Source organism: Pseudomonas sp. S8 (assembly GCF_050473925.1).
GTDB classification, from domain to species: domain Bacteria; phylum Pseudomonadota; class Gammaproteobacteria; order Pseudomonadales; family Pseudomonadaceae; genus Aquipseudomonas; species Aquipseudomonas parakoreensis.
The window spans coordinates 5,898,735-5,918,198 of sequence record NZ_JBFDVZ010000016.1; the positions used below are offsets into that span (position 1 = coordinate 5,898,735).

Genomic DNA, 19,464 nt, shown 5'->3' on the forward strand with positions numbered 1-19,464 from the left:
CATCCCTCGATGATTTAGAAAAACAGCCCCATGCGCCGCTCGTAACCGATCCGGCCCTTGTACGCTTCGCCGCTGTCGACGAAACCGTGTTTGGCGTACAGCGCGATCGCCGCGTCGTTATCGGCATCCACCGACAGTTCCAGCCCTTTGATCTCCGGCCATGCTTCACGCGCGACGTCGGGCAAGGCCTGCAGGCAGGCCTTGCCATACCCCTTGCCTTGCGCGCGGTGATCGACCTGCAAGGCGTGCAGGGTGGCGCTGTGTTCATCGGCCCAGGCTGGCAACACCGGCGGGCGCTTGAGCAGCAGGAACGCCACCGGCACTTGATCGGCCAGCAGGGCAAAGCCTTTCACGCCGGGGCCGGGCTTGGACAGCAGCGTGTGCAGCGCACCGTGAATGTCGCCGGAAAACTTGATCTGCTCGGGATGGATTTCAATCGCCTCGACCTGCTGACGCTGCAAGGCGTTCAGGCTGTCGTACGGCACGAGTTGGGCTGACACGGGAATTTCCTTTTTCCTACAAAGGTAAGCCTTGGATTCTAGCGATTTTGTCTTTGGCGGAAATTTTTTGTTTCGACTGTCGATCTGCCCGATGGCCGAACGACTAAGGGTGTCTTCACTACAAAAAACACGGAGAACACCATGAGCGCACACACTGAAATCCAGGCCCTGATCAACACTTACCGCGAAGCGGTGATGACCAAGAACGTCGACAAAGTGATGGCGTTGTACGCCGACGACATCGTCTCGTTCGATGCGATCAAGGCCCTGCAATTCAAAGGCAAGGCGGCCTACCGCGCGCACTGGGAAGCCTGCATGGAAATGTGTTCCGGCCCGCACGTTTTCGAGTTTCACGAGATCGCCATCGAGACCGCCGACAACCTCGCCTTCGCCCATTGGGTCACGCATTGCGGGGGGACCAACGACAAGGGCGAAACCCAGAGCTGCTGGATGCGCGCTACCGCGTGTTATCGGCCAGTGGGCGGAACGTGGAAGATTGTCCACGAGCACTGGTCGGCGCCGTTCGATCCGATGAGCGGCAGCACGCTGTTCGATGTGCAACCCTGATCTTCAGCCATAGTTGATCCGTTCGATTCAGGAGAAAGCCATGAAGTATCTATGCTTGGTCTACAGCGATGAGCGCCTGCTGCACACCTCGCCCGACAGCCCGGAAGACGCCGAGTGCTGGGCCTATGCCGAGTCGATTGAGGGCAGCGGGCGGATGGTTGCCGCCGAAGCGCTGCAGTCGGTGCAGACGGCGACCACGGTGCGCATGCGCAACGGCAAGCTGTCGATCACCGATGGCCCGTTCGCTGAAACCAAGGAGCAACTGGCCGGGTTTTACCTGATCGATGCCAAGGATCTGAACGAAGCGATTCAGGTCGCCGGCCACATTCCGGCGGCCCGGGTCGGCAGCGTCGAAGTGCGTCCGGTGCGGCAGTTGAATGTCTGAAGTCCGGGCGCGGGTCGAGCAGGTCTATCGCGAAGACTCGCGGCGGATTCTGGCAACCCTGATTCGCCTGCTCGGCGATTTCGACCTCGCCGAAGAAGCCTTGCACGAGGCGTTCTTCGTCGCGGTCGAGCGCTGGCAGCGCGACGGCGTGCCCAACAATCCGCGCACCTGGCTAGTGTCCACCGGGCGTTTCAAGGCCATCGATGTGTTGCGCCGCCGCGCCCGCTTCAAGGCCTCGCAGCCGCTGTTGCTCGCGCAGCTCGAAGCGCTGGAACAGGCCGACTGGAGTGGCGAAGACGTGGAAGACGACCGCTTGCGGCTGATCTTCACCTGCTGTCACCCGGCCTTGGCGGCGGATGCGCAAGTGCCGCTGACCTTGCGTGAAGTCTGCGACCTGACCACCGAGGAAATCGCCCGCGCGTTTCTTTCGGCACCGGCGGCGATTGCTCAGCGCATCGTGCGGGCCAAGGCGAAGATTCGCGACGCCAGAATCCCTTATCAAGTGCCGAGCCTGAGCGAGTTGCCCGAGCGCCTCGACAGTGTGTTGCGGGTGATTTATCTGGTGTTCAACGAAGGCTATTCGGCCTCGATGGGCGCTGAATTGACCCGCGAGGATCTGACCCGTGAGGCGATCCGGCTCGGGCGGTTGCTGATGGAATTGCTGCCGGAGCCTGAGGTTATGGGACTCTTGGCGTTGATGCTGTTGCATGAGTCGCGGCGCTCGGCACGGACTTCCGTGGAGGGGGAGTTGATTCTGCTGGACGACCAGGATCGCTCGCGCTGGGATGCCGGGTTGATCGCCGAAGGTTGTGCGCTGGTGGAGCGGGCGCTGACCACGCGGCGATTTGGGCCGTATTGCCTGCAAGCAGCGATTGCCGCGGTGCATGCCGAAGCGCCGTCAGCGGCAGAAACCGATTGGCAGCAGATCGTGGGCCTCTATGACGTGCTGTTGCGCGCAGTGCCGTCGCCGGTGATCGAATTGAACCGTGCCGTGGCGGTGGCCAAGCGTGATGGGGCGGTGGCCGGGCTGACGCTGATCGAGGGGATTCTGGATCGCGGCGAGTTGCAGGATTACCACTTGGCGCATTCGGCGCGGGCGGAATTTTGTCGGCAGTTGGGTCGGGTGGAGCAGGCGCGGGCGGCGTACCGGCGAGCACTGGAACTGACCCGGCAGGAGCCGGAGCGGCGGTTTATCGAGGGGCGGCTGAGCGAACTGGACTGATCCGGGGAATTCATTGGCAGTGCCGGCCTCATCGCTGGCAAGCCAGCTCCCACAGTGTCTGCGCCGTACACAAAGTTAATGAACACCTCGGTACTTGTGGGAGCTGGCTTGCCAGCGATTGGGGGCGCCGCTATTCCAGCATCTTGCTCAGCAACCAGCTCCCCGCCGGGCCCGGCGGATAGACCCGCGACCACAACGCATCGACATACAACGGCCGTGGCCAGCCACGCACCGTCAGCTCCACCAGCGAGCCATTGCCGAAACGCCCCACCAGCCAGCGTGGCAACGCCGCCCAGCCGAAGCCCATTTCCGCCATCTCCATCAGCATCAGGTAACTCGGGGCGGACCAAACCCGGCCTTTGGCCCGGCTGTCGTAGGGATTGACGATGGTCGCCAGGCGCAACTCGCGATGCTGCTCCAGCACCTGCTGGTCGACACCTTGGATGCCGGTCAACACATGATCACGTTTGACGAACAGCGCGATGTCGGTGTGCTCGGCCACGGTCGAGGTCACCAGGTCCGGCGGGTAGCTGTCGCGCATTTCGGCAAATGCCAGGTGCGCGCGGCCACGCTGGACCAGTTCGATCAGGTCGTCGCACTCGGCGATCAGGCATTCCAGTTCCAGGTCCGGATAACGCTGCTCGAAGTCGACCAGCGCCGCTTCGAAGCGCGCCGATTGATAGGTGTCGGAAATCGCCACGGTCAGCTTCGGCTCGACGCCTTGTGCCAGTTGCCTGGCGCTCATTGCCATACGATGGGTGGCCGCCAGAATCGCCTCGGCCCGTTGCAGCATCACATGGCCGGCCGGAGTCAAGGTCGGTTTGCGGCTGCTGCGGTCGAACAGCATCAGATCCAGATCGATCTCCAGACTGGCCACCGCCGCACTGATGGTCGACTGACTGCGTCCCAGTTTGCGCGCCGCTGCCGAAAACGAACCCTGAGTGGCAGCCTGAACAAACGCCAACAGCACTTCCTGCGAAACCATGAACTATCGCCTTGATCGATGGTTATTGGTTATGAAGTATCGGTGTGGTGGCCGATCATGGCAACCCTCTTCACTCAAGGAGTCAGGCCATGACTGCCAACAAATCCATCACTGAACGTATCTTCCAGGCCATCGGTTTCGAGTGTCTGGCGATCCTGATCTGTACGCCGTTGCTGGCGTGGATCATGGACAAACCACTGCTGGACATGGGCGCCGTGACCGTGCTGATCGCCCTGCTGGCGCTGGCGTGGAACGTGCTGTTCAACGGACTCTTCGACCGCGCGCTCAAGCGCCTGAACCTCGGGCATAACGCCTGGACGCGGGTGATCCATGCGCTGCTGTTTGAGGGCGGGTTGATCGTGATGGGCGTACCGCTGATTGCCTGGTGGCTGTCGGTCAGCCTGTGGCAGGCGTTCTTGCTGGACATCGGCGTGCTGCTGTTTTTCCTGCCGTACACCTATGTGTATCACTGGGGGTATGACGTGGTGCGGGAGCGGTTTGTGCAGCGCAGCGCCTGTCAGAGCTAACCCGAACCCTGTAGGAGCTGCCGCAGGCTGCGATCTTTTGACTTTGATTTTTTAAAAACAAGATCAAAAGATCGCAGCCTGCGGCAGCTCCTACAGGGGCGTGTTGGGCTTAGAGAAACATGCCGCCGGATGCTTCAACCCGCTGCCCGTTGATCCACTGCGCACCCGGCGCCAGCAGCATCGACAGTGCGCCACCGATGTCATCCGGTTGCCCGGCGCGACCCAGTGCGGTGTTGCTGGCGACCATCGCGTTCAACGCCGCGTTGTCGCGCACCGCGCCGCCGCCAAAATCCGTCTCGATGGCGCCCGGCGCCAGAATGTTCACGCCGATCTGCCGCGCCCCCAGCTCCTTGGCCTGATAGCGGGTCAGCACTTCCATCGCGCCTTTCATCGCCGCGTAGGCAGCGTAGCCCGGCAGGCTGAAGCGGGTCAGCCCACTGGAAATGTTGATGATACGCCCGCCGTCATTGATCAGCGGCAGCAGCTGCTGAGTCAGGAAGAACGGCCCTTTGAGCTGGATGTTCATCAGCAGATCGAACTGTTCCGGAGTAGTTTCGGCGAACAGTGCGTGCACGCCAATTCCGGCGTTGTTGATCAGGAAGTCGAAGCGCGGACGATCAAAGTGCTGCAACGCCTGCTCAACCCGCGAAGCGAAATCGGCAAAGCTTTCGCTGCGGCCCACATCCAGTTGCAGCATCACGGCTTTGGCGCCGCGTTGTTCCAGTTCAGCCACCAGCGCCTGGGCTTCATCGGCGCGGCTGTTGTAGGTGCCGATGATGTCCACGCCTTCGGCGGCGAGGTGCAGGGCGGCGTTCTTGCCCAGGCCACGGCTGGCGCCGGTGATCAATGCGATTTTGCGGCTCATGTGAAATCCTCGATTGCGGTGAGTGGTGATGAGCAAAGTTTATTTATCCGCCGTGGGGTGATAAACAGACTGAAACCGGAATCACTGATCGGCTCAGTCGAACAATCAACGGGTGTCCTCATGAACAAACTGGAATTGCTGCGCACCTTCGTCCGGGTCAGCGAACTGTCGAGTTTCACCCTGGCCGGCGAGAGTCTCGGGCTGCCGCGCTCGACGGTGTCCGAGCATGTGCAGGCCCTGGAAAGCCTGCTTGGAACGCGCCTGTTGCAACGCACCACGCGCAAGGTGCAGGCGACGCAGGACGGTCTGGTGCTGTATGAACGCAGCAAGGATCTGCTGTCGCACATGGACGAGATCGAGGGTCTGTTTCGGCAGGATCCAGCGTCGCTGAGCGGGCGGATTCGTGTCGACATGCCGAACATCCTCGCGCGGCGCCTGATCATGCCGCTGCTGCCGGAGTTCATGGCGCGCCACCCGAATCTGGAACTGGAAATCAGCAGCACCGACCGCCGCGTCGATCTGCTCAGCGAGGGTTTTGATTGCGTGGTGCGCATTGGCGCGCAGCCGGATCAATCGGTGGTGGCGCGGCACTTGGGCGACTTCCCGATGATCAACTGCGCCAGCCCCGCGTACCTTGAATGCTACGGCGTGCCGCAGACGCTGGAGGATCTGGCGCAGCATCGGCTGGTGCACTACGTCGGGGTGCTCGGTTCGCGCTCGGAAGGGTTTGTGTATGAACAGGAGGGTCAGGTGCGGCGCCTGCCGATGGCCGGCAGCGTCACAGTCAACAGCACCGATGCCTATGAGTCGGCCTGCCTGGGTGGCTTCGGCCTGATTCAGGTACCGCGCACCGGCATGCAGCCGCACCTGGACACCGGAGAGCTGGTGACGGTGCTGCCGCAGTTCACGGCACCGGCGATGGGCATTTCAATCCTGTATGCGCGGCAACGGCATTTGCCGCTGCGGGTGCGGGTGTTCATGGAGTGGTTGGGGGAGGTCATCCGCTCGACGCTCTGACGACATCCCCCTGTAGGAGCTACGGCACGCTGCGATCTTTTGATTTTGCTTCTAACAAAAAGAGCAAAAGATCGCAGCGTGCCGCAGCTCCTACAGGGATTTGTGGAGTCAGAAGATTTGGGTGAACAGCCAGTACAGGCTGCCCGACAGCAGAATCGCCGCCGGCAAGGTCAGCACCCACGCCATCAGCAGATTGCGGATGGTCTTCATCTGCAAGCCACCGCCATTGGCGACCATGGTCCCGGCCACGCCCGATGACAGCACATGGGTGGTCGAGACCGGTAAACCGAACATGTCCGCCGCGCCAATGGTCAGCATCGCCACGGTTTCCGCCGAGGCGCCCTGGGCGTAGGTCAGGTGGGTCTTGCCGATCTTTTCGCCGACCGTCACCACAATCCGTTTCCAGCCAACCATGGTCCCCAGCCCCAGGGCGATGGCCACGGCGATCTTCACCCACAGTGGAATGAAGCGTGTGGCGTTGTCGATCTGCTGCTTGAACAGCTGCAGTTTGTCCGTGGTGTCGGCGTCGAAGTTGCCGACCTTGTTCTTCTCCATCAAGCGAATGCTTTCGCTGGCCAGGTACATGTCGTTGCGCACGTTGCCCATGGCTTCGGCCGGGACTTTCGACAGCGAACCATAGCCTTTGACCTCTTCGCCAATGTGCCCGGTCAGGGCGGCGAGGGCGGGGATCAGTTGCGGCGTGGCTTGCTTGCTGCGCACGTAATCCGACAGCACCGGACGCGGATCGACCGGGGCTGGCAGCGGGGTATTTTTCACCAGCGCTTGCTGGGTGACTTCGGCGACAGCGGCAAACTGCAGCGCCTGATCGGCGGGCATGGTGCGGTTCAACGCGTAAGCCATGGGCAGGGTGCCGACCAGAATCAGCATGATCAGGCCCATGCCCTTCTGCCCGTCGTTGGAGCCGTGGGCGAAAGACACACCAGTGCAGGTGGCGATCAGCAAACCGCGAATCCACCACGGTGGCGGGTTGTTGCCTTGCGGCGCCTTGTACAGCGCGCGATTCTTGATGAAGGCGCGCATGGCCAGCAGCAACAGCGCCGCGCAGCCGAAGCCCACCAGCGGCGACAGCAACAGCGCGTAACCAATTTTGGTTGCCTGCGCCCAGTCCACGCCGCTGGTGCCGTCGCGCCCGTGCATCAGGGCATTGGCGACGCCGACGCCGATGATTGAGCCGATCAGCGTGTGGGAAGAGGAGGCCGGCAGGCCCAGCCACCAGGTGCCGAGGTTCCACAGAATTGCCGCGATCAGCAGGGCAAAGATCATCGCGAAACCGGCGGACGAACCGACCTGCAGAATCAGCTCCACCGGCAGCAGGGCGATGATGCCGAACGCCACCGCGCCGCTGGACAGCAGCACCCCGAGGAAATTGAAGAAGCCCGACCAGACCACCGCCACATTCGGCGGCAGCGAGTGGGTGTAGATCACCGTCGCGACCGCGTTGGCAGTGTCGTGGAAACCGTTGACGAACTCGAAGCCCAGCGCAATCAGCAACGCCACGCCGAGCAACAGGAACGGGGTCCAGGTGGTGACGGTGGTGCCCAGCTCATGCATGTCGTGCATCAGGCTGTAAGCGGTGAACAACATGCCCATGGCCAGAACCGCGAAGAACACCACGTAAGTGAACGGACCGGGTTTCTTATCAAGTGCCGGCCGGCCGCCGTGGGCGGACGTGGGGCGGGCGGCGGTCAGGGAGGGAGTAGCCATGAGCGGACAATCCTGAGCGAGGGAAGGTTTGTTCGTCATGATCGTTGCTAAATATTACAGAGAGACTGCGGCAGATCAGTGTTTGGCGGATTAGCTCACCGCTGATCTGATAGCGAAAATCAAAAGATCGCAGCCTGCGGCAGCTCCTACAGGTTTACCGTGCCCTGTAGGAGCTGCCGCAGGCTGCGATCTTTTGATCTTAATAATCCCCACGCTTGCGAAACGCCCAGCGCCCGGCAATCACGGTAAACGTCGCGACCAGCGCCACCAGAATCCAGAACCCCTCGGGATCCGTCGCCAGCGGCACGCCGCCGACGTTCATGCCGAAGAAGCCGGCGATGATGTTGATCGGCAGCGCCAGCACCGTGACCACGGTCAGGGTGAAGAGCGTGCGGTTGCTCTGTTCGTTGAGGTTGGCGGCGATTTCTTCCTGGAGCAGTTTGATCCGCTCGCCGAGGGCGGTGAGGTCGTTGATGATCAGCGCAAACTCCTCGGTGGACTTGCGCAGCTCCTTGACGTCCTCCTTCTGCAGCCACGCCGGCGGCCGGTTGAGCAAGCGCAGCAAGGAGCCCGGCTCCAGCGCCAACAGGCGTTGCAGGCGCACCAGCACCCGACGGTTGGCACCGAGTTCGGCGCGGTTGGTCGACAGGCGCGAGGAGAGTAATTCGTCTTCGACCTGATCGACGCTCATGCTGGTTTTGCGCACGATCTGCGTCAGCACTTCGCCCTGATCGCGCAGCAGGTGCACCAGCAGTTCCGACGGCGAGCGAAAGCATTCGCCGGCCTTTACCGATGAACGCAATTTGTCCACCGAGTGCAGCGGTTGCAGGCGTGCGCTGACGATCAGTTTGCTGCGCACGCAGACCCACAGCGTCGACACGTCCGAGGACACCATGCTGCTGAGGTTGAACACCACGTCGTTGACCACTGCCAGCAACGCCGAGTCAACGTGTTCGATGCGCGTCGAGCGCGAACCTTCGTGCAGCGCCTCGAAGAATTCTTCGGGCAATTGCAGATGACTTTTCATCCAGCGCTCACACGCGGCGTGCGCCAGGTTCAGGTGCAGCCAGAGGAATTCATCACGGTCGCTGTCGTCTTGCAAGCAACGCAGGGCGGTCGCCGAATCGACTTCGCGGCCACGCTCACCAGGACGAAAACGGAAGCCGTAAAGCAGACCGAACAAATCAGGATCGCGATGACTGAGGTCGAGGCTGTGGTTCATGGAGGCTCGCTGCGAGGAGGGCGTCTGGCGTGGAGTTTTCAGATTCACCTGAGCCGCATCATCGCAACCGGATATGACACTTGCGTGACGACAAAATGACGCCAGATCAATGTCTTGCCGGCGGTCGGATTCTCTTCAAGAAGCGCTCTGGTGCGCCGATCACGCTTGGGTTACGTTGCGCGCGCTTGGCCATGAGCCAAGGCTCGCCGACACGGATGTCCGGCAAAATCCCACGCCTTATCGGGCGTGCCTCATCCCTGTCCTGAGTATCTCGCGATGCTGCAAAAATCCCTGAGAGCACAAATTCTCGCCCTGCTGAGCGGCAGCCTGCTGGCGATGCTGTTGATCGCACTGGCCTGCTTTCATTTCCTGTCCAATGGCGTGCAGAACTACAGCCAGTTGATCGCCGGCCCCTTGCACACCTCACAATTGATCGATGAGGCCAATCTGCAATTCAAGGTGCAGGTGCAGGAGTGGAAAAACGTCTTGCTGCGCGGCAAGCAACCGGCGGACCTGGCCAAATACTGGAGCCAGTTCGAAGATCGTCAGCGCGATGTGCAGAACATTCTCGGTGAACTGGCCGGCCAGAAAGGCCTTGAGCCGGCGCTGAAATCCCGCATCGAACGCCTGCGTGAAGAGCACCGCCAACTCGGCAGCGCCTACCAGAAAGGTCGCGATGCCTATGTCGCGGCCGGTGCCGATCCAACGGCTGGCGACAGTGCGGTCAAAGGCGTGGACCGCGCCACCAGCGATCAGATGAGCGAACTGGTCGCCGAGCTGCGCAAGCAGGGCACCGAACAGTCGGCGCAGATCAGCGCCAGTGCCGACAGCACCGTGCTGCTGGGAATTGTGGTGATGCTCGGTTCCGGTCTGCTGATCGGCTTGCTCAGCCTGTGGCTGGTCAACCGCAACCTGATCGAACCGATCCGCAAACTGATCGATTACGTCACCCAGTTGAGCCGTGGGCGCCTCGCCGAACGCGTTGCCAACGCCCGCCAGGACGAGTTGGGCAACCTTGCGGCGGCCGCGAATACTCTGCGTGATTTCCTCGCTGAAACCTTCACTCACCTGCAACGCAGTGCCAGTGATCTGGACAGCGCCAGCGGCGAGTTGAATGCGATCGCCACGACCATGGCCGGCGGCACCAACGAGCAGTTCAACCGCACCGATCAGGTGGCCACGGCGATGAACGAAATGTCCGCCACCGCCCAGGAAGTCGCCCGGCATGCGGCGGATGCGGCGCGGGCTGCCGACGATGCCGACCAGTCCGCCCAGCAGGGTGAAAAGGTCATGCAGGGCACCATCCACACCATCACCCGGATGCGTGGCGAAATCGCCAACACCGCTGAAGTGATTCGTCGCCTGGAAAGCGACAGCGGGCGCATCGGCAAGGTGCTGGAAGTGATTCGCGGCATCGCCGAACAGACCAACCTGCTGGCGCTCAACGCAGCGATTGAAGCGGCACGGGCCGGGGAAGCCGGGCGTGGTTTTGCGGTGGTCGCCGACGAGGTGCGCAACCTTGCGCAGCGTACGGCCGAGTCGATCATCGAGATCAATCAGATCATTCAGAACGTGCAGACCGGTGCCGTGGATGCTGCGCAAGCGATCGAAAGCGGTCAGGCGCGCAGCGACGAAAGCGTCGAACAAGTGACTCAGGCCGGTGCGATGCTGGAGCGCATCACCCATGCGGTGGAAGCGATCCGCGACATGAACCGCCAGATCGCCACCGCCGCCGAAGAGCAGACCTCGGTGGCCGAAGACATCTCGCGCAACCTGACCGAGATCACGTCCATCGCCAGCACCAACCTCAACAGCGTGCAGCGCACCGAAAGTGCCAGCCAGAATCTGCATGGCCTGTCCGGGCAACTCAATGAGGTCACCGCGCGCCTGAGCGCCTGACGTCCGCCGACGTGTACCGGTTCGGTTACCGAGTCGGTACACAGTCGATCTCAAATCCGTGCGACTACCGCCGATGGCCGGTTATCTATAACCGGCATTGGAGCCAGCCCATGGTCAGCATCACCTCTGTTTCAATCAATCAGACCGTCACCACCGCCACCAGCAAAACCAAAATCAGCGACGCCAGTGAAGACACCTCGGCCACTGCAACCAGCAGCGCAAGCGCCAGCGCCGATACCAGCAAAGTGGCGGCCGGCGGGGGCGCGGCTCCGGCAGGCGACAGCAGTTCCGACAGCAGCGGTGAATCGGATTCGGTAAAGGCACTGCGCAAGCAGATCGCCGAGCTGCAAAAGCAATTGCAGGAGCAACAGCAAGCGCTGCAAGCGGCTCAGGCCAAGCAGGAAGACGCTGATGCCAAAGCGGCTGACGTGGCCTCCGCCGAGTCGCAAATCTCCAGCACCTCGGCTTCGTTGCAGACGGCGACGGCGGCGTTGTTGCAGGCGTTGCAGGATTCCGGGTCGAGCAGCTCGGGCTCGCTGGTCAGCACGTCGGCCTGACAACTGCGAAACACTGCAGAACCAATGTGGGAGCGAGCTTGCTCGCGAAAGCGGCGTGCTAGTCGCCTCATGTGTGGCAGACACAACAGCTTCGCGAGCAAGCTCGCTCCCACAGGGATCCAAGGTGTGCTTTTCAGGCAGTGGGCAGGCTGAAGGTGAACAGCGTGCCGCTCTGCGCGGTGGACGCCACATGCAAATGCCCACCGTGGGACTGGGCGATCTGGCTGGCGATATACAGCCCCAGACCGAGCCCGGCCTGGGGCGTGCTGGCGCTTGGGCGCGAGTAAGGCTGGAACAGATGCGGCAAAACCGCCTCGGGAATATGCCCCTGATTCTTCACCGCCAGCATCAACGCGCCGTGATCAATCTGGGCGATGACCTCAATGTCGCCCTCCGGGTCGCCATGGGCCACGGCATTGGCCAGCAGGTTCGACAGCAATTGAGCGATCCTCGCGCGGTCACAGGGCAAGCCCTGCAAGTCGCCGATGGACGCGTAAATGGTGCGCTGCGGATGCACGTTACGAATCTCCGTCACCACTTGCTGCACGGCTTCGGTCAAATCGGCGCAGGGCTGGATATCCACCGGAATGCCCTTGCCCAAGCGTCCGCGAGCAAAGTCGAGTACGTCATCCACCAGCCGGGTTGCCCGTTGCGCACTGCCGAGGATATTGCGTACCCGAACGTCGATGGCCGGATCCGGGTGTTTGCGCAGGAGCATTTCGGCACCGGCGCTGATCGCGAACAACGGGTTGCGCAAGTCGTGGCCGAGCACGGCAATGAACTGTTCGCGCAACTCGGCGGTTTCGCGCTCCTGCAACAACGCGGTTTCGGTGAGCTGCGCGTTTTCCTCGGCTTCGATCTGCAACGCGAGCATTCGCGCGAACGACTCCATGGTGCTCTGGATGCTGCTGGACTTGAGTTGCGCGGGGTTCGGATCGAGCGCGCAGATCGTGCCGAAAAAGCGCCCGTCGGTGCGGAACACCGGCACCGAGATATAGCTCTCGAATTTGTACAGACGCGGGGTGTGATGATCGCGGTAGAGCGGGTCTTCGCTGGCCTTGTCGATCACCACCGACGTGTGCGCAGCGCGGATTTCGTGGCACAGCGTGGTGACCACATCCAGCTCGCCACCGACCTGCAGGCCGAAATCCAGCTGATCGAGGACGGCGCAGGCTGTCCATGACTCCTCGGTAACCCGCGCCACGGCGGCGAAGCGCAGGCCGGTCAGTTCGCGAATCACCTGAAGAATCGCCGGAACCGCGCTGATCCGTTTGATCGTTGCGATGTCTGCTGCCGCTGTCTGCCCCATGCCCATCGCTCTCGGCTGCAATTGTTTATCTGATGGTCGCCATACTAGCCGTCTGATGGCGGTTTTGGCATCCCTTCAGGCGGCATCCGCGTGATTCGCCGGACAACGGACGCAAAAAAGCCGCAGGATCCGGGATCGTGCGGCTTTGCGTTGGCGGTGTATCAGGTGTCTTGCTTGTTGCTCAGCACCTTGCCGGTGGTGGCATCGAAGTCGACGTCATACTCTTTGCCATCGGCGGTTTTTAGCTCGACTTCGTACTCGTAACCGTTGAAGTGGTTATCCAGGTCGGTGTCGGTGATGGTCGCACCCGGATGCAGTTTCAGTGCCTCGGCGTTCATCGATTCCAGCGACTTGATCTTGCCGGATTTGACCAGCTCAGGGATCTGGTCGACGCGCACATCGGCCTGGGCGAGGCCAGCAGTCAGGGTCAGGGCAGCGGCGGTAAACAGGGCAGTCAAAGTTTTCATCGGCTCATTCCTTGGGTTGTTCGTTGAAGTGGGCTCAGGTTAACCACCACAACTTAATTCACCCTTAAAACCCCGAATACAAAACGGGCAAACCATGCCCGACACAAAACCTGTGGGAGCGTGGCTTGCCCGCGATCAAGGCGCCTCGGTTTTTTCAGATCAGAACCCGTTGTTCTTCAACACCTGATCGACACTGGCGCTGGCTGGACGCTTGTAGAACTTCAACAGTTCGCTGGCGCGGTTGGTGAAGATGCCATCAACCCCGGCCGCCATGACTTTCTTGAAGTCCACCGGCTCATCGACGGTGTACACGTGCACCAGCATGCCCTGATCGTGGGTGTACTGGTTCATCCACGGTTGCACCAGATCCGAGTAGCTCTGATCGCCACCCTGGGTCAGTTTGGCAGAGGGACCGGTGCCGATGGCGCCGTGAGCCTTGGCGAAATCCACCCATTGCTTGAATTCGGCTTCGGACTTCGGCTCCTGCTTGCCGTAGAACACGTTCTTGTCCTTCTCGCCGGACTCGGCAAAGGTCACCCTGGATTTTGGCTCGATGCTGCCTTCGCCGACCCACAGAAGCAGGATCTTCGGCACTTGCGGCATTTCCTTTTGCAGCAGTTCGAGGCTGTTCTTCTCGAAAGTCTGCAGGATCACTTTGCCTTTGCCCTGGCCGACGCCCAGCTCGCTCTTGGCCAGTTTCGAACCGGCCGGGCTCAGCCAGCCGCGATCCTGCAGTTTCTCTTTGAGGTCATGCTCGATCCCCGGAAACAGTTGCGGCTCCTTGGTTTCGATGTACAGGCCCGGCTTGTGTTTCGGGTTGGCCTGGGCGATGTCGATGATTTCATCGAGGGTGAGGATTTTCAGCCCGGCGTAGGACGGACGTGCGCGATCCGGGTAAACCTTGTTGTACCAACTGCCGGCGTCGAGGGTTTTCAGTTCGGCCATGGTGAAGGCGGTGGCCGGGCTGTCTTTGCGTTCGGGGAACTTGGTGGCGACGTCGGTGGTGCGTTGCAGGTTGTTGTCGTGCAGGGCGAACAGCACGCCGTCCTTGCTGCGCTGCAAGTCCATTTCCAGGTAGTCGGCGCCGAGGTCGCGGGCCAGTTTGTAGGAGGCGGCGGTGGACTCCGGCGCATCGAAGGACGCGCCACGGTGTGCGATCACGGCTGGATGCGGGATGCCATGGGCGGCGGCCAGCGCGTTGACGTCAGTCGCGGCGGCGTGGGCCTGGCCGAGACCGAGCATCAGGCTCAGCATGAGGGCGCTTTTGGTGAAAGTGGCGGGCATGTTCGAGTTCCTTTCGCAGGGCATTTTCAAAGACGTACCTTTTAACAACTGAATCGGTTGCGTGCTATCGCCAGACCGACATAAACGTATTAAAAGCGATTTTTCCTGCACTTTTGTGGCGCGGTTTGCAGTACGCTTGGCCTCGGCAGACGCTCCGGCAGAGGGCGCGCCGAGTCTGTTGCCCTGCGTGTAAACCATCGATGATTTTTCGTGAGGTTTACCATGCGCATCACTTCCCAACTCATCTGTCAGGCCGCCGATGACCTCAAGGGTTTTGTCGGCCTCAACCGCAAGACCGGTCAGTACATCGTGCGATTCAGCGAGGATTCGTTCGGCATGGACGTGGCCGATGACGGCATTATTCCCACCAGCGAATTTGTCTGGGCGCCGGTTTCGGATACCACCATGACCTTGAAGCGCGAGCTGATTCAGTTGCTGCTGGATCAGAACATCGACGAGCGGATCAACATCAGCGAGCCGTTGCGGGTGTACATGAGCAAGGTTGAGGTGCCGGAGATTGTGGCGGTGCGCAGTCTGGTGCAGGGCTGAGGTTTTTGTATTGACGCTACTGGCCGCATCGCGGGCAAGCCATGCTCCCACAGGTTATTCGTTGTTCTGAAGATCACGCAGTACCAGTGGGAGCTGGCTTGCCAGCGATGAGGCCAGTGAGAACACCACCCAACTCCCTACCCAAACCGATACTCGCGCTCCACCCGACACACCCGGGTCTGAAACGTCGAATACCACTGCGCCCGCCCGCGCGCCTGAATCACCCGGTGCTCGGGATGCTCGCGCCAGGCCAGAATCGCCGCCTCGCTCTCCCAGTAGGAAATGGTGATGCCGACGCCATCTTCCCCACGAATCGAATCAATCCCGAGAAACCCCGGTTGCTGGCTGACCAGTTCCATCATGCGCTCGGAGGCCGCGGCATAACCGTTGTCACCTTCGGTGCGGGTCGAGGTGAAAATCACCGCGAAGCAGGATTCGTTCGGCTTCATGGACGTTGCTCCGCACACGCTTCGACAAACGCCCGCACCAGCGGCGGGACATGGCCCCTGAGCGCCGCACGTTCCGGTTGAAACAACGTGGCGACAAAAAACACATGGTCAGTCAATTCGATCGCGCGCAAATCGCCCGCCGAATCGTGCCCCACGGCACGTAGCGGAGGGGTCAGTAATTCCTTTTCGAACTGTGGGTTCACACCGAATCGGCAGCGATAGCCTTCATGAATTTCAGACGTTTCGTACGCCTTGGCGATCAACGAACCGGCGACCAGATGAATGCTGTCTACCGCCTCCACCAACGAGCAGGTCAGCGGTGTCAGTACCGCTCGCGGCGAATCCGGTGACGTTTCGCCATGCTCGGCATCGGCCCAGCCCAGCACATTGCGGGAAAATTCCAGCAGCGCATGCTGAAAACCGCCGCAGGTACCAAGGAACGGGCGCTGTTGTTCGCGGGCAAAACGAATCGCCCTGAGTGCACCGGCCTCACTGTTGTAGGGGCTGGCCGGGACGCACCAGAAGCCGTCGTAGTGTGCCAATGGTGTATCGATGTGGATTTGATCCGTGGCCAGCCAGTCGAATTGCACATTGTGGCCGGACTGCTCGGCGATCATGCCGAGGGCAACGGGGATCGCCTGGTGGGCGGTGACTTGCGGGTCGTGATCGCCGATCAGGGCGATGGAAATGGCGTCCATGGGATTTCCTTGATTTGAGTGAGTAAGCCTCTGTGGTGAGGGGATTTATCCCCGACGGGGCGTGAAGCGGCCCTCAAACAAGGCCTGCTGCGCAGTCCATCGGGGATGAATCCCCTCACCACATTGAATGTGTGCAGTTGTCGATCACCGGGGCTCACTATAGATTGGCGTTCACGCACTCAATATTGGCGTTTTCCCAAGTGATCAATGCAGCGACGCACTATCGACTCGACTACCCGGATCTGGCGCTGATCCTTGCCTTGGTGCGCGGCGGCTCTCTGGCCCGGGCGTCGCAGTTGCTCAGGGTCGACGTGTCGACGGTGTTTCGTGCAGTGCGTCGTCTGGAGTCGGCGCTCGGTCAGCAGTTGTTCGAAAAGAGCCGCGCCGGTTATTTGCCCACCACCCTCGCGCAGACGCTGGCCGAGCAGGCCGAGCGCGCCGAGCAGGCGCTGGAAGCGGCGCGAATCGGTGTCGAGCAGGGCGGGGAAGTGGTCAGCGGTACGGTGCGCCTGACCTGTACCGATTCGGTGCTGCAAGGCCTGTTGTTGCCGGCGCTGGCGCAGTTCATGCCGAACTACCCGGCGCTGACTCTCGAGCTGAGCACCTCCAACGATTTCGCCAACCTCAGCCGGCGTGATGCCGACATCGCCCTGCGCCTGACGCGTACACCGCCGGAGCATCTGGTCGGACGGCAACTGGCGAAGGTTTCCTACCGGGTCTGCGCCAGTGCGCGTTATCTGCAGAATGTGGATGCGACGGATCTGGCAGCGCTGACCTGGATCGCCCCGGACGAGTTTCTGCCGGATCACCCGACCGTCGCCTGGCGCCGCCAACAGTTGCCCGGCGTGATCCCGAGTTATCGCTGCAACAGCATGCTCTCGGTGACGGAACTGGTGCGCGGCGGTCTCGGCGTGGCGGCGTTGCCGGACTTTCTGATCACGGAAGGTTTGCAGCCCCTCAGCGCACCGCTGCACGGCTATGACACCGCGCTGTGGCTGCTGACCCGCGCGGACTGCCGCGCGTTGCGCGCGGTGGTCACGCTGTTCGATGAATTGGGGCGGGCGCTGCGTTTGCCATGATCAGCGTTGCGGATCCTGGCAGATGTGCGCATGCAGTTCGCGGGTCAGGCCTTCGATGCGTTCAGTCAGGCTCTTGGTCATCTCGGTGAGTCGGGTGTTCTGTTCCAGCAATTCGAGCAGTTGCGCGGTGGTCTGTGCGGCCTGCGCCTGGCGCTCGCTGTTGGCCACCGCCAGCGCTTCACGGTGTTGCGCGTCGGCGTCCGACTGCGCCTTGTCCCGCGCGGCCTGTCGGGTCTGTGCCAGCAGAATCAACGGCGCGGCGTAGGCGGCTTGCAGGCTGAACGCGAGGTTGAGCAGGATGAATGGGTAGACGTCGAACTGCGTCACGCCCGAGACGTTGAGGCCGATCCACACTGCGACGATCAGCGTTTGCGCGCCGAGAAACAGCGGCGTGCCAAAGAACCGCGCGAAGGCCTCGGCACGCAGGGCGAACGCGTCGTTGCCGAAGGTGGTGTTGAGGTGGGCGTGGGGGCGGTGAAAGCGCAAGTGGTCGACCGGTGCGGGCGCGGGGACGTTGGGTTTTTCTGTGGTCATGGTGGGCTCGGCAGGACTTGGGACTGGAGGTCACTATAGTCCTGCATCGAGGCTGATGGCCCTTTCGCGAGCAGGCTCGCTCCCACAGAATCCGGGTTGATCACAAGTCAACTGATCGACTCAATCCCTGTGGGAGCGAGCCTGCTCGCGAAAGCCGCGACGCGGTTTCTTAGCCCGGCGCCCGCTCATTGGCAAACATGCTCACCGCCTGCACTGCTTCACTGGCGCCATCGCGGATCTGCAGTATCACGCTGCCGGCCTGATCCGCCAGTTCAACGCCTTGCGCCGCCCGCCCGCGGGTGCCTTCCATGCTCTTGATCGCCTGCCGTGTCTCGCTCTGGATCAGGCCGATCATGCTGGAAATCTCCGCCGTCGAGCCGCTGGTGCGCGCCGCCAGTTGCCGCACTTCGTCCGCCACCACGGCAAAACCGCGGCCCTGATCCCCGGCGCGCGCCGCTTCAATCGCCGCGTTGAGCGCCAGCAGATTGGTCTGGTCGGCAATCGCGCGGATCGTATTGACGATCGCGGTGATCTGCTCCGAGCGTTCGCCAAGTTGCGCAATCAGCGTTGATGACTGCGCGATGTCGTCAGCAATTTCACGCATTTCGCTGGCCGCCTGCTGGATCACCTGAGTGCCTTGCTCGGCGACTTTCCGGGTTTCCACGGAGATGTGATAAGCGGCGCTGGCGCTACGGGCATCGTGCTCGTGCTGCTCGACGCGGGCGGTGACGTCCGTGGCGAATTTCACCACTTTGCACAAACGCCCGGCGGCGTCGTACACCGGGTTGTAGTTGGCCTCCAGCCAAATACTCTGGCCGCGCTTGTCAACGCGTTCGAACTGACCCTGAAACAGCTCACCCTGATTCAACCGCCGCCAGAAATCCTCGTAGGCGCTGCTGTTGACCAGCTCCGCGCGGCAGAACAAGCGGTGATGTTTACCCTTCAGTTCAGCGAGGGTGTAACCCATGCGCGTCAGAAAATTCTGGTTGGCGGTGAGAATGCCGCCGTTGAGGTCGAATTCGATCACCGCCATTGCCCGGTCGATCGCCTGCAGCTTGGCGTTGGCCTCGCTTTCCTGCTGGACCTTGGTCGTCACGTTCATGGCGAACTTGACCACTTTGACCACACGTCCCGACGCATCCTTGATCGGGTTGTAATTGGCTTCCAGCCAGATCGGCTGGCCCTGGCTGTTGATCCGCTCGAAGGTGCCGGACTGGAACTGGCCGTTTTTCAGGCGCGACCACAGTTCGGTGTATTGCGCGCTGCGGCCAAACTCCGGAGTGCAGAACAAGCGATGCGGCTGGCCGATCACCTGTTCGGCGCGGTAGCCCATGGTTTTGAGGAAGTTGTCATTGGCCTTTAACACCACACCGTCAAGGTCGAACTCGATCACCGCCATGGAGCGATTGATCGCTTCAAGCAGGCCGTTTTGTTCGGTGATGGTGTGTTGAAGATCGTTGAGTTCGGCCTGGTGGCGTTTGAAAAACATAGAGGCAGTACCTGGAAGTAGGGAAAGACGAGGTTTGTGTCCCTGTTTCCGCGCTGGCAGAGCAAATGCCGGGTCAGCATTTGTCATTGACTGCAAAGTGCCAGCATCCAGGCTGACGGCTCGATCTTATACAAG

21 protein-coding genes and 1 pseudogene are annotated in these 19,464 nt (G+C 61.5%); 9 read left to right on the plus strand and 13 right to left on the minus strand.

The genetic code is table 11. The annotated features are described in order from the left end of the window. Positions 1-14 precede the first annotated feature (14 nt). The gene (locus tag AB1J88_RS27795; RefSeq protein ID WP_222018582.1) at positions 15-500 is read right to left on the minus strand and encodes a GNAT family N-acetyltransferase; all 486 of its coding nucleotides are present in this window, start codon (positions 498-500) and stop codon (positions 15-17) included. Positions 501-641: 141 nt separating this feature from the next. On the opposite strand from AB1J88_RS27795, the gene AB1J88_RS27800 reads away from it, so the two are divergent. From AB1J88_RS27800 to AB1J88_RS27810, 3 genes are read left to right on the plus strand one after another with little or no spacing between them, the layout of a single operon-like run. Then, positions 642-1,067, plus strand: coding sequence for a YybH family protein (locus AB1J88_RS27800; protein ID WP_041066426.1), 426 nt, complete (start codon positions 642-644; stop codon positions 1,065-1,067). 40 nt (positions 1,068-1,107) lie between these two features. After that, the gene (locus AB1J88_RS27805; RefSeq protein ID WP_430292493.1) at positions 1,108-1,452 is read left to right on the plus strand and encodes a YciI family protein; all 345 of its coding nucleotides are present in this window, start codon (positions 1,108-1,110) and stop codon (positions 1,450-1,452) included. Continuing rightward, positions 1,445-2,674: an RNA polymerase sigma factor gene (locus tag AB1J88_RS27810; RefSeq protein WP_430292495.1), complete on the plus strand. Its 1,230-nt coding sequence runs from the start codon at positions 1,445-1,447 to the stop codon at positions 2,672-2,674. Before AB1J88_RS27805 ends, AB1J88_RS27810 begins: the two co-directional genes overlap by 8 nt. A 130-nt stretch (positions 2,675-2,804) precedes the next feature. On the opposite strand, the gene AB1J88_RS27815 is transcribed toward AB1J88_RS27810, so the two are convergent. Next, the gene (locus AB1J88_RS27815; RefSeq protein WP_430292497.1) at positions 2,805-3,659 is read right to left on the minus strand and encodes a LysR family transcriptional regulator; all 855 of its coding nucleotides are present in this window, start codon (positions 3,657-3,659) and stop codon (positions 2,805-2,807) included. An 89-nt stretch (positions 3,660-3,748) separates the two neighbouring features. Here AB1J88_RS27815 and AB1J88_RS27820 point away from each other — a divergent pair, with 89 nt between their 5' ends. Continuing rightward, positions 3,749-4,186, plus strand: a complete 438-nt coding sequence (locus AB1J88_RS27820) for a multidrug/biocide efflux PACE transporter (RefSeq protein WP_430292499.1) — start codon at positions 3,749-3,751, stop codon at positions 4,184-4,186. A 109-nt stretch (positions 4,187-4,295) separates the two neighbouring features. On the opposite strand, the gene AB1J88_RS27825 is transcribed toward AB1J88_RS27820, so the two are convergent. Continuing rightward, positions 4,296-5,051 carry an SDR family NAD(P)-dependent oxidoreductase gene (locus AB1J88_RS27825; protein WP_121186789.1) on the minus strand — a complete coding sequence of 252 codons (756 nt, stop codon included), beginning with the start codon at positions 5,049-5,051 and terminating at the stop codon, positions 4,296-4,298. A gap of 120 nt (positions 5,052-5,171) precedes the next feature. On the opposite strand from AB1J88_RS27825, the gene AB1J88_RS27830 reads away from it, so the two are divergent. After that, a complete protein-coding gene (locus AB1J88_RS27830; protein WP_430292501.1) occupies positions 5,172-6,068 on the plus strand; it encodes a LysR family transcriptional regulator in 897 nt (298 codons plus the stop codon). Positions 6,069-6,176: 108 nt separating this feature from the next. On the opposite strand, the gene AB1J88_RS27835 is transcribed toward AB1J88_RS27830, so the two are convergent. Then, on the minus strand, positions 6,177-7,793 hold the full coding sequence (locus AB1J88_RS27835) for an inorganic phosphate transporter (protein WP_047295902.1): 1,617 nt from the start codon (positions 7,791-7,793) through the stop codon (positions 6,177-6,179). A gap of 199 nt (positions 7,794-7,992) precedes the next feature. Next, the gene (locus AB1J88_RS27840; protein WP_041066447.1) at positions 7,993-9,015 is read right to left on the minus strand and encodes a transporter; all 1,023 of its coding nucleotides are present in this window, start codon (positions 9,013-9,015) and stop codon (positions 7,993-7,995) included. A 276-nt stretch (positions 9,016-9,291) separates the two neighbouring features. Here AB1J88_RS27840 and AB1J88_RS27845 point away from each other — a divergent pair, with 276 nt between their 5' ends. Together AB1J88_RS27845 and AB1J88_RS27850 are read left to right on the plus strand one after the other, a co-directional pair. Then, positions 9,292-10,914: a methyl-accepting chemotaxis protein gene (locus AB1J88_RS27845; protein WP_430292503.1), complete on the plus strand. Its 1,623-nt coding sequence runs from the start codon at positions 9,292-9,294 to the stop codon at positions 10,912-10,914. Positions 10,915-11,024: 110 nt separating this feature from the next. Further along, positions 11,025-11,471, plus strand: coding sequence for a hypothetical protein (locus AB1J88_RS27850; RefSeq protein WP_430292504.1), 447 nt, complete (start codon positions 11,025-11,027; stop codon positions 11,469-11,471). A 133-nt stretch (positions 11,472-11,604) separates the two neighbouring features. Here the strand turns inward: AB1J88_RS27850 and AB1J88_RS27855 are convergent, their stop codons facing one another. From AB1J88_RS27855 to AB1J88_RS27865, 3 genes are all read right to left on the minus strand, one after another. Continuing rightward, a complete protein-coding gene (locus AB1J88_RS27855; RefSeq protein WP_430292506.1) occupies positions 11,605-12,780 on the minus strand; it encodes a GAF domain-containing sensor histidine kinase in 1,176 nt (391 codons plus the stop codon). A gap of 161 nt (positions 12,781-12,941) precedes the next feature. Next, complete coding sequence (locus AB1J88_RS27860; RefSeq protein WP_041066459.1) at positions 12,942-13,247, minus strand: PepSY domain-containing protein; 306 nt, start codon at positions 13,245-13,247, stop codon at positions 12,942-12,944. Positions 13,248-13,406: 159 nt separating this feature from the next. After that, positions 13,407-14,531, minus strand: a complete 1,125-nt coding sequence (locus AB1J88_RS27865) for a glycerophosphodiester phosphodiesterase (protein ID WP_430292508.1) — start codon at positions 14,529-14,531, stop codon at positions 13,407-13,409. A 222-nt stretch (positions 14,532-14,753) separates the two neighbouring features. Between AB1J88_RS27865 and AB1J88_RS27870 the strand changes: the two genes are divergently transcribed. Continuing rightward, positions 14,754-15,080 carry a DUF2025 family protein gene (locus AB1J88_RS27870; protein ID WP_041066464.1) on the plus strand — a complete coding sequence of 109 codons (327 nt, stop codon included), beginning with the start codon at positions 14,754-14,756 and terminating at the stop codon, positions 15,078-15,080. A 137-nt stretch (positions 15,081-15,217) separates the two neighbouring features. Here the strand turns inward: AB1J88_RS27870 and AB1J88_RS27875 are convergent, their stop codons facing one another. After that, the gene (locus tag AB1J88_RS27875; protein WP_041066466.1) at positions 15,218-15,529 is read right to left on the minus strand and encodes an antibiotic biosynthesis monooxygenase family protein; all 312 of its coding nucleotides are present in this window, start codon (positions 15,527-15,529) and stop codon (positions 15,218-15,220) included. Then, positions 15,526-16,227, minus strand: a complete 702-nt coding sequence (locus AB1J88_RS27880) for a CTP synthase C-terminal region-related (seleno)protein (protein WP_430292510.1) — start codon at positions 16,225-16,227, stop codon at positions 15,526-15,528. The genes AB1J88_RS27875 and AB1J88_RS27880 overlap by 4 nt, the downstream gene beginning before the upstream one ends. Positions 16,228-16,364: 137 nt before the next feature. Here AB1J88_RS27880 and AB1J88_RS27885 point away from each other — a divergent pair, with 137 nt between their 5' ends. Further along, positions 16,365-17,306 (plus strand): LysR family transcriptional regulator, encoded by a 942-nt coding sequence (locus AB1J88_RS27885; RefSeq protein ID WP_041066609.1) that lies wholly within the window; start codon positions 16,365-16,367, stop codon positions 17,304-17,306. Here AB1J88_RS27885 and AB1J88_RS27890 read toward each other — a convergent pair whose 3' ends face one another. The 3 genes and pseudogenes from AB1J88_RS27890 to AB1J88_RS27900 form a co-directional block, all read right to left on the minus strand. Further along, a complete protein-coding gene (locus tag AB1J88_RS27890) occupies positions 17,307-17,840 on the minus strand; it encodes a DUF1003 domain-containing protein (RefSeq protein WP_198759452.1) in 534 nt (177 codons plus the stop codon). Positions 17,841-18,009: 169 nt separating this feature from the next. Next, positions 18,010-18,504, minus strand: a complete 495-nt coding sequence (locus AB1J88_RS27895; RefSeq protein WP_371851402.1) for a methyl-accepting chemotaxis protein — start codon at positions 18,502-18,504, stop codon at positions 18,010-18,012. 51 nt (positions 18,505-18,555) lie between these two features. Then, a pseudogene (locus AB1J88_RS27900) lies at positions 18,556-19,416 on the minus strand (PAS domain-containing protein); the annotation flags it as partial. Positions 19,417-19,464: the final 48 nt, after the last annotated feature.

Excerpts from the sequence above, each read along its gene's own strand:
- AB1J88_RS27800 (WP_041066426.1), top strand. The coding sequence starts at position 642 with ATGAGCGCACACACTGAAATCCAGGCCCTGATCAACACTTACCGCGAA.
- AB1J88_RS27805 (WP_430292493.1), top strand. The coding sequence starts at position 1,108 with ATGAAGTATCTATGCTTGGTCTACAGCGATGAGCGCCTGCTGCACACC.
- AB1J88_RS27810 (WP_430292495.1), top strand. The coding sequence starts at position 1,445 with ATGTCTGAAGTCCGGGCGCGGGTCGAGCAGGTCTATCGCGAAGACTCG.
- AB1J88_RS27815 (WP_430292497.1), bottom strand. The coding sequence starts at position 3,659 with ATGGTTTCGCAGGAAGTGCTGTTGGCGTTTGTTCAGGCTGCCACTCAG.
- AB1J88_RS27820 (WP_430292499.1), top strand. The coding sequence starts at position 3,749 with ATGACTGCCAACAAATCCATCACTGAACGTATCTTCCAGGCCATCGGT.
- AB1J88_RS27825 (WP_121186789.1), bottom strand. The coding sequence starts at position 5,051 with ATGAGCCGCAAAATCGCATTGATCACCGGCGCCAGCCGTGGCCTGGGC.
- AB1J88_RS27830 (WP_430292501.1), top strand. The coding sequence starts at position 5,172 with ATGAACAAACTGGAATTGCTGCGCACCTTCGTCCGGGTCAGCGAACTG.
- AB1J88_RS27835 (WP_047295902.1), bottom strand. The coding sequence starts at position 7,793 with ATGGCTACTCCCTCCCTGACCGCCGCCCGCCCCACGTCCGCCCACGGC.
- AB1J88_RS27840 (WP_041066447.1), bottom strand. The coding sequence starts at position 9,015 with ATGAACCACAGCCTCGACCTCAGTCATCGCGATCCTGATTTGTTCGGT.
- AB1J88_RS27845 (WP_430292503.1), top strand. The coding sequence starts at position 9,292 with ATGCTGCAAAAATCCCTGAGAGCACAAATTCTCGCCCTGCTGAGCGGC.
- AB1J88_RS27850 (WP_430292504.1), top strand. The coding sequence starts at position 11,025 with ATGGTCAGCATCACCTCTGTTTCAATCAATCAGACCGTCACCACCGCC.
- AB1J88_RS27855 (WP_430292506.1), bottom strand. The coding sequence starts at position 12,780 with ATGGGGCAGACAGCGGCAGCAGACATCGCAACGATCAAACGGATCAGC.
- AB1J88_RS27860 (WP_041066459.1), bottom strand. The coding sequence starts at position 13,247 with ATGAAAACTTTGACTGCCCTGTTTACCGCCGCTGCCCTGACCCTGACT.
- AB1J88_RS27865 (WP_430292508.1), bottom strand. The coding sequence starts at position 14,531 with ATGCCCGCCACTTTCACCAAAAGCGCCCTCATGCTGAGCCTGATGCTC.
- AB1J88_RS27870 (WP_041066464.1), top strand. The coding sequence starts at position 14,754 with ATGCGCATCACTTCCCAACTCATCTGTCAGGCCGCCGATGACCTCAAG.
- AB1J88_RS27875 (WP_041066466.1), bottom strand. The coding sequence starts at position 15,529 with ATGAAGCCGAACGAATCCTGCTTCGCGGTGATTTTCACCTCGACCCGC.
- AB1J88_RS27880 (WP_430292510.1), bottom strand. The coding sequence starts at position 16,227 with ATGGACGCCATTTCCATCGCCCTGATCGGCGATCACGACCCGCAAGTC.
- AB1J88_RS27890 (WP_198759452.1), bottom strand. The coding sequence starts at position 17,840 with ATGACCACAGAAAAACCCAACGTCCCCGCGCCCGCACCGGTCGACCAC.